We start from the raw sequence: 2,292 nt of genomic DNA on the forward strand, positions 1-2,292 counted from the left end.
TGTCGACGGCCCGCGGTCGGAAAGCTGTCGTACGGCGTGATGTTCGGATGCGCGTTGCCGGTGCGCACGGGCGCGTTGCCCGAATGAAGAAGTTCGACGTATGCGGATGCAGGATCGACAGCGCGCAGTCGAACAGCGTCGATTCGACGAACTGGCCGCGGCCGCTGGCGTCGCGTTCGCGCAGCGCCATCAGGACGCCGAGCGCCGCGTTCAGCCCCGTGACGAGATCGACGATCGGCACGCCGACCCGCAGCGGCGCGCCACCGGCTTCGCCGTTGACGCTCATCAGCCCGGCGAGCGCTTGCACGGCCGCGTCGTAGCCCGGCAGCCCGCCGAGCGGGCCGTCCGCGCCGAAACCCGACACGCGGCAATAGACGAGGCGCGGAAACCGCGCATGCAGCGCGTCGAAGCCGAGCCCCCAGCGCTCCATCGTGCCGATCTTGAAGTTCTCGACGAGCGCGTCCGCGTGTTCGAGCAGCCCGAGCAGCCGCTCGCGATCGGCCGGCTGCGTCAGGTCGAGCGCGACGCCGAGCTTGTTGCGGTTCACGCCGAGGAAGTACGACGCGGTGTCGCCGTCGAATGGCGGGCCCCATGTGCGCGTCTCGTCGCCGGACGGCGGTTCGACCTTGATCACCTCCGCGCCGTGATCGGCGAGGATCTGGGTCGCGTACGGGCCGCCCAGCACCCGCGACAGATCGATGATGCGCAATCCCGCCAGCGCGCCCTGCTGCTCGTGTTCCGCCATGCGTCTCGCTCCTGGTTCCGGTTGATCGGACTGCCGGTTCCGGCGGCCCGGCGCTTGCACGCGGCTTCTCCGGATTCGACGAATAATTCTTGTGTGTGAATTTATATTCACACCGAGGAATTGTGTTGTCAAGCCCGGACGGACCCGGCCGCCGCGCGGAGAACGTCGCCGCGCGCAAGCGGGGACGACATCGAACACGGGCCGGTTGCGGTCGCGCCCCGCCGTTCGCTAAGCTGGCGGCACGGTTCATCCCCATCAATGACAAGGCGAAATATTCATGAAACGGTTGTGGCTGGCGGCCTTCGTACTCGCATCGACGCTGGGCGTCGCGCACGCGCAAAAGCAGACTTTCCACTTCGGTGAAGGACAAACCGGGGTATCGGGCGCGGCGCCGCACGCTGCCGCGCCCACCGCCCGGCCCGCGCCCGCACGCCGGCACGTCACCGCGCCGTCGCCGCATCACCGGCGTGCCGTTCACAAGCGCCGTCATTCGCGCCACGCGAAGCCGGCGCGCAGCGGAATCTATACGCACGCGTGAGCTGTCGTCCGTGGCACGACCGCGGTGCACGGAACTGTCACGAACGGCCGGTAACATCGGCGCGGCGGCCTGCATGCCGTCGCCGTCTGCTGCCGGCCCCCGCATGGCCGGCGCCGGTTTTTCTCCACGATTCAGCACCTGTTTTGCCGAACATGAGCACCGGGCCGGATACCCTCGCCGTCATCAAGGAACGCGCCACGATCGTGTGCCGCCAGCGCAGCAGCGTGCTGCTGGTCGCGCGCACCGCGGCGCGCTGGTCGCTGCCCGGCGGCACGATCCGGCGCGGCGAGACGCCGCTTCAGGCCGCGCAGCGGGAGCTCGCGGAGGAAACGCGGCTGGAGGGGCTCGCGCTCGACTACGCGGTGCAGTTCGGCGGGCTGACGAAGCTACATCACGTGTTCGTGGCCGACGTGCCGGCGCACCTGACGCCGCGTGCCAGCAACGAGATCGCCCGCTGCAAGTGGTTCAGCGTCGACCGGCTCGACACGCTGCAGGCCAGCGTGCCGACGCGCAAGATCATCGAGCTCCTGCGGCTCGACTGTTTTTCTGCGTTCGCGAGCGGGCCGCTGCGCTGAGATCGATGTCGGCCCGGGCACCGATTGCGGCGATTACACGCGCAGGAACGGGCCGGCCTTGCGTTCGAGCAGCGCGACGAGTTCGGGCTGCATGAACGCGTAGCGGTCGGGAATGTCGAGGCAGACGATCTTCCGGTGCTTCAGATGCGCGCCGAATTGCGCCGACAGCCGCGCCTGATGCGCGCGCTCCATTACGAACACGATGTCCGCCCAGTCGAGTTGCTCGACGGAGAGCCGCACGTCCGCGTCGGGCGCGAGGCCTGCGGAGTCGGTTTCGATGTCGGGCCACGCGGCGAACACAGCTTCGGCCGTCGGGCTGCGCAGCCGGTTGCGGCTGCAGACGAACAGTGCCCGTGTCATGTCGCTGCGCGGCGCCCGCGGGGGCAGCTCATCCTTGCGGAATCGTGCCCGGCCGCACGTACGCGAGCATGTGC

At 69.0% G+C, this 2,292-nt stretch carries 3 protein-coding genes and 1 pseudogene; 2 read left to right on the forward strand and 2 right to left on the reverse strand.

What is annotated here, in order from left to right:
* Positions 1 to 745 (reverse strand): annotated as a pseudogene (locus JMF90_RS33950) (CaiB/BaiF CoA transferase family protein); the annotation flags it as partial.
* 277 nt (positions 746 to 1,022) lie between these two features.
* On the opposite strand from JMF90_RS33950, the gene JMF90_RS33955 reads away from it, so the two are divergent.
* The gene (locus JMF90_RS33955) at positions 1,023 to 1,283 is read left to right on the forward strand and encodes a hypothetical protein (protein WP_011545400.1); all 261 of its coding nucleotides are present in this window, start codon (positions 1,023 to 1,025) and stop codon (positions 1,281 to 1,283) included.
* A gap of 152 nt (positions 1,284 to 1,435) precedes the next feature.
* The gene (locus JMF90_RS33960) at positions 1,436 to 1,858 is read left to right on the forward strand and encodes an NUDIX hydrolase (protein ID WP_074802725.1); all 423 of its coding nucleotides are present in this window, start codon (positions 1,436 to 1,438) and stop codon (positions 1,856 to 1,858) included.
* 33 nt (positions 1,859 to 1,891) lie between these two features.
* On the opposite strand, the gene JMF90_RS33965 is transcribed toward JMF90_RS33960, so the two are convergent.
* Positions 1,892 to 2,218: a low molecular weight protein tyrosine phosphatase family protein gene (locus JMF90_RS33965; protein WP_125380669.1), complete on the reverse strand. Its 327-nt coding sequence runs from the start codon at positions 2,216 to 2,218 to the stop codon at positions 1,892 to 1,894.
* Between the last annotated feature and the right edge of the window lie 74 nt (positions 2,219 to 2,292).

Origin of the sequence: Burkholderia sp. E168m23 (assembly GCF_016586125.1) — a bacterium.
GTDB classification, from domain to species: Bacteria; Pseudomonadota; Gammaproteobacteria; order Burkholderiales; family Burkholderiaceae; genus Burkholderia; species Burkholderia orbicola.

Coding starts and splice junctions, on each gene's coding strand:
- JMF90_RS33965 (WP_125380669.1), bottom strand. CDS start 2,218: ATGACACGGGCACTGTTCGTCTGCAGCCGCAACCGGCTGCGCAGCCCG.
- JMF90_RS33955 (WP_011545400.1), top strand. CDS start 1,023: ATGAAACGGTTGTGGCTGGCGGCCTTCGTACTCGCATCGACGCTGGGC.
- JMF90_RS33960 (WP_074802725.1), top strand. CDS start 1,436: ATGAGCACCGGGCCGGATACCCTCGCCGTCATCAAGGAACGCGCCACG.